This is a genomic window from Actinomadura sp. (genome assembly GCF_044508335.1).
Classification (GTDB): Bacteria; Actinomycetota; Actinomycetes; order Streptosporangiales; family Streptosporangiaceae; genus Spirillospora.
Map to the genome: position 1 here is coordinate 3654 of NZ_JBIQHY010000007.1, position 4398 is coordinate 8051.

At 76.4% G+C, this 4398-nt stretch carries 6 protein-coding genes; 5 read left to right on the plus strand and 1 reads right to left on the minus strand.

What is annotated here, in order from left to right; genetic code table 11:
• Window positions 1-928: ATP-binding cassette domain-containing protein (locus ACIWVC_RS04480; RefSeq protein ID WP_396449521.1), on the minus strand; the 928-nt coding region annotated here is incomplete at its 3' end.
• 96 nt (window positions 929-1024) lie between these two features.
• Here ACIWVC_RS04480 and ACIWVC_RS04485 point away from each other — a divergent pair.
• The 5 genes from ACIWVC_RS04485 (at window position 1025) to ACIWVC_RS04505 (ending at window position 4349) form a co-directional block, all read left to right on the plus strand.
• A complete protein-coding gene (locus ACIWVC_RS04485) occupies window positions 1025-1762 on the plus strand; it encodes a TetR/AcrR family transcriptional regulator (RefSeq protein WP_396449522.1) in 738 nt (245 codons plus the stop codon).
• 72 nt (window positions 1763-1834) lie between these two features.
• The gene (locus tag ACIWVC_RS04490; protein ID WP_396453833.1) at window positions 1835-2278 is read left to right on the plus strand and encodes a helix-turn-helix domain-containing protein; all 444 of its coding nucleotides are present in this window, start codon (window positions 1835-1837) and stop codon (window positions 2276-2278) included.
• A complete protein-coding gene (locus ACIWVC_RS04495; protein ID WP_396453834.1) occupies window positions 2271-2639 on the plus strand; it encodes a DUF4180 domain-containing protein in 369 nt (122 codons plus the stop codon). Before ACIWVC_RS04490 ends, ACIWVC_RS04495 begins: the two co-directional genes overlap by 8 nt.
• A gap of 281 nt (window positions 2640-2920) precedes the next feature.
• The gene (locus ACIWVC_RS04500; protein ID WP_396449525.1) at window positions 2921-3883 is read left to right on the plus strand and encodes an alpha/beta hydrolase; all 963 of its coding nucleotides are present in this window, start codon (window positions 2921-2923) and stop codon (window positions 3881-3883) included.
• A gap of 154 nt (window positions 3884-4037) precedes the next feature.
• Window positions 4038-4349 (plus strand): hypothetical protein, encoded by a 312-nt coding sequence (locus ACIWVC_RS04505; RefSeq protein ID WP_396453835.1) that lies wholly within the window; start codon window positions 4038-4040, stop codon window positions 4347-4349.
• Window positions 4350-4398: the final 49 nt, after the last annotated feature.

A 4398-nucleotide genomic window follows, 5' to 3' on the forward strand; every position in this document is an offset into this window, starting at 1 on the left:
CGGAGGCGGTGAGGCGCAGGAACACCTCGTCGAGGGTGGGGCGGCGCAGCCCGGCGTCGGCGGCGGCGACGCCGGCGCGGTCGAGTTCGCGGACGACGTCGGCGAGCCGGACGGCCCCGGCGGGCAGCGCGACCGAGAGGCGGTCGCCGTCCAGGACTGGGTGGGCGCCTGCGAGGGAGCGCAGGACGGCGGCGGCGGCGCCGGCGTCGGCGGGGTCGTCCAGGACGACGTCAAGGCGGTCGCCGATGGAGGACTTCAGCTCGTCGGGGGTGCCGGTGGCGATGACGCGGCCGTGGTCGACGACGGCGATGTCGTCGGCGAGCCGGTCGGCCTCGTCCAGGTACTGGGTGGTGAGCAGGACGGTGGTGCCGTCGGCGACCAGGCCGCGGACGGCGTCCCAGATCTCGCCGCGGCTGCGGGGGTCCAGGCCGGTGGTGGGCTCGTCCAGGAACAGCACCTGGGGCCGCAGGATCAGGCTGGTGATCAGGTCGAGGCGGCGGCGCATGCCGCCGGAGTAGCCGGCGACCTGCCGGTCGGCGGCCTCGGCCAGCCCGAACCGCTCCAGCAGCTCGTCGGCGCGGCGGCGGGCCTCGCGCCGCGGCAGGTGGTAGAGGCGGCCGAACATGCGCAGGTTGCCGCGGCCGGTGAGCTTCTCGTCGACGGCGGCGTGCTGCCCGGCCAGCCCGATGCGGGCGCGGACCTCGTCGGGCCGGCGGGCGACGTCGTACCCGGCGACGCGGGCGCGGCCGGAGTCGGCGTCGGCGAGGGTCGCCAGGATCCGCACGGCGGTGGTCTTGCCGGCGCCGTTGGGGCCGAGGAGCCCGCAGACGGTCCCGGCGGGGACGGCGAGGTCGAGGCCGTCCAGGGCCTGGGTGGCGCCGTAGCGCTTGCGCAGCGCCTCGGCGGCCACGATCGGTTCGTCGGTCACGACACCCTCCTCTGGGTACGGTGTACGCAGACCACGGTAGACAACCGGGTACGGTGTACGCAACTAGGATGCTCAGGGAGACGACGAGGAGGTCCGGTGGCACGCGCCGAGCGGCAGGTGAGCATCTGGTCGATCCCCGAGCGGCAGGGCCGGGGGCCGAGCCCCGCCTACAGCCGCGCCCAGATCACCGAGGCCGCGGTCCGCATCGCCGACGCCGACGGCCTGGAGGCCGCCTCGATGCGCCGCATCGCCGCCGAGCTCGGCACCGGCGCGATGTCGCTGTACCGCTACGTGCCCTCCCGCGACGACCTGCTGGACCTGATGGCCGACCACGTGCTGCTGGAGGCCGGCCTGCCCGAGCGGCCCTCGGGCGACTGGCGGGCCGACCTGAGGCTGATCGCGGAGAGCACCCGCGAGATGTGGCTGCGCCACCCCTGGCTGGCGGACCTGCACCGCCCCACCGCCACGCTCGGCCCCAACCGGCTGCGGCTGCTGGAGTTCGCGTTCGGCGCCCTGGACGTCGGCATCCCGATCGACGAGATGGTCACCCTGCTGGACATGCTCACCGGCTACGTCGAGCGCGTCGTGCGCGGCGAGATCGAGTGGCGGCGCGAGATGCGCGAGCACGGGATGACCCCCGAGCGCTGGATGATGCAGAGCGCCCCCTACGTCCGCACGCTCATGGAGACCGGCCGGTACCCGATGTTCGAGCGCATCGTCAAGGACGCGCGCATACCCCACATGACCAGCGAGGAGCAGTTCCGCTACGGCCTGGAGCGCGTCCTGGACTGCATCGCCGGCGCTCTCCCCGACGCCCCGCGGCCCCGCGCCTGACCCGGCCCGCCGGCCCCGCCCGACTCCCTTAACTTCCCTATCGGTCCCGTTCGTAGGGTAGTTTGGGGAGTGATGGCGGAGAGAATGTACTCGGTGGAGGAGGTCGCGGACCTTCTCGGGCTGCACGTGCGGACGGTGCGCGGCTACATCCGGGACGGCCGGCTGAACGCCGTGCGGATCGGCAGGCAGTACCGGATCGCGCCCGCCGACGTGGAGGCGCTGACCGGGCGCCCGGCGCCGCCCGCCGCGCCGGCGGTGGAGGTGTCCAGCATCGTGCAGGTCGACGGGGTCGGGCCGGACGCGGCCGCCCGGCTGGCCACCCTCGTGCAGGCGGCCGCGAACACCGGCGGCCCCGCGCGGGCGCTGCGGCTGCAGGTCGTCCACGACGCCGAGCGGCGCCGGATGAAGATCGTGGTCCTGGGCGGGGCCGCCGCGACCGCGGACCTGCTCCGCCTGCTGGACGAGGTGATCGGCGGCGGGAACGCGCTGCTGGAGGGGGAGCGGGCCGATGGCTGACCAGATCCAGGAGCTGGGCGGCACCAGGGTGCTGGTGTGCGACCCGGACGGGCCGCCGATCGCCACCGAGCGCGACGCCCTCGACCTGATCGGCGCGACCTACCTGGGCGCCGAGGCGGTGGCGGTTCCGGCGTCCCGGCTGGACGAGCGGTTCTTCGCCCTCGGCACCCGGTTCGCCGGGGAGGTCATGCAGAAGTTCGTCAACTACCGGGTGCGGCTGGCCGTCGTCGGGGACGTGTCCGCCCATGCCGCCGCCAGCCCGGCGCTGGCGGCGCTGGTGCGCGAGTCGAACGCGGCCGGCCACGTGTGGTTCGTCCCCGACCTGGACGCCCTGGAGTCCCGCCTGCGCGCCGCCGGCTGACCGCGCGGCCCGCCGAGCGGGGGGCGGCTGAGCGGGGGGCGGCTGAGCGGGGGCCGCTGAGCGGGGGCCGCTGAGCGGGGGCCGCTGAGCGGGGGCCGCTGAGCGAGGAAGCGGCGCCCGGTTCCGGGCCGCTGCGCGGGACCCCGCCCCCAGGGTGACGCGGGGACGGGATCCGCGGCGGCCGCATGATCAGAGTGCCTCCGCCGCGCCGCGCGCCGCAACGGCTTTTCCCGCCGCACCGCCCGCCCGGGACGCCCCGCTCAGGTCGTAGGCTCCCGGGTGTGACGGGACGCGATCCGGAGTACCTGGCGTTCCTGCGCCGCCGCCTCGCCGACCCCGCCGAGTCCGGCGAGTCCGGCGAGTCCGGCGGGACGGTTCAGGACGCGCGGCGCGAGCACGCCGCCGACCTCGCCCGCTCACCCCGCCCGCCCGTGCGCACCGTCCGGGACCTGACCGTCGACGGCCCCGCCGGGCCGCTGCCCGCACGGCTCTACCTGCACGCCCCCCGCACCCCCGCGCCGCTGCTGGTGTACTTCCACGGCGGCGGATGGGTGCTCGGCGACGTCGACTCCTACGACCCGGTCGTGCGGGCCCTCGCCGTCGCCAGCGGCGTCGCGTGGCTGTCGGTCGGCTACCGGCGCCCGCCCGAGGACCCCTTCCCCGCCGCCGTGGACGACGCCGTCGCCGCCGTCCGCTGGGCCGTCCGCAACGCCGACCTCCTCGGCGCCGACCCCGCGCGGATCGGGGTGGCCGGCGACAGCGCCGGAGGGCAGATCGCCGCCGCGGCCGCCGGGATCCTGCGCGCCCCCGGCCCCTGCCGGCCCGCCCTGCAGGTGCTGCTGTACCCGGCGCTCGACCTGCGGGCCGTCCCCCCGCCGCTGCCCGACCCCGACGGGCTGGAACTGCCCCGCTCCGGCGTCGACCGCGCCCTGCGCGCCTACCTGCGCGGCACCGACCGCACCCGCCCCGACGTCTCCCCGCTGCTGGACCCCGACCCGGCCGGCCTGCCGCCCGCGGTCATCGCCACCGCCGAGCACGACCGGCTGCGCCCCCAGGCCGAGCGGCACGCCGCCCGGCTCCGCGCCGCCGGCGTCCCCGTCACCCTCGTCCCCGGCACCGGGCTGGACCACGGCTTCCTCGGCTGGGGCGCGTTCGCGCGCCGCCCCGCCGAGGGCATCGCCGCGATCGGCGCGGCCGTCCACGACGCCCTCACCGGCGTTCCGGACCGCCCGCAACACCGGTGACATCGACCTTAAAGCCGCTTGCCTCAGCCGTTTAACCGGCTTGACGTGGGAAATCACAGACTCACAAGCGTTTTCCGGAACGCACGGACGGCGGGCCGGCGAAGCGCCGGAGGCCGAGGGGGTCAGGACCGTGCAGAAGACGCATGAGATGCGGATGGTACGGACCGCGGGGTCCGGACTGGAGGAATGGGCCTGCCCCACCTGCGGCCGCCGCATGCTGCTGCGGTGGCCTCCCCACTACGTCAAGCACGTCCTCGACGACGGCGACGAGCAGGCCTGCCACATCGCCCGCACCCCCGACGACCCTCCGGCCGGCACCACCGACACCGACACCGACTCCGGCACCGGCAGCGACTCCGCCGCGGCGACCCACCGGACCGGCGGCGGCGAAGCGCACCTGGGCGCCCGCCGGTGGCTCCGCGAGACCGGCGCCGCCGCCCTCGCCCGCCCCTCCGAACCCGTCTGACCTCCCGCCCCCCGGGTCCGTCCTCCGGTCCGTCGTGTCCGGTCCGCCG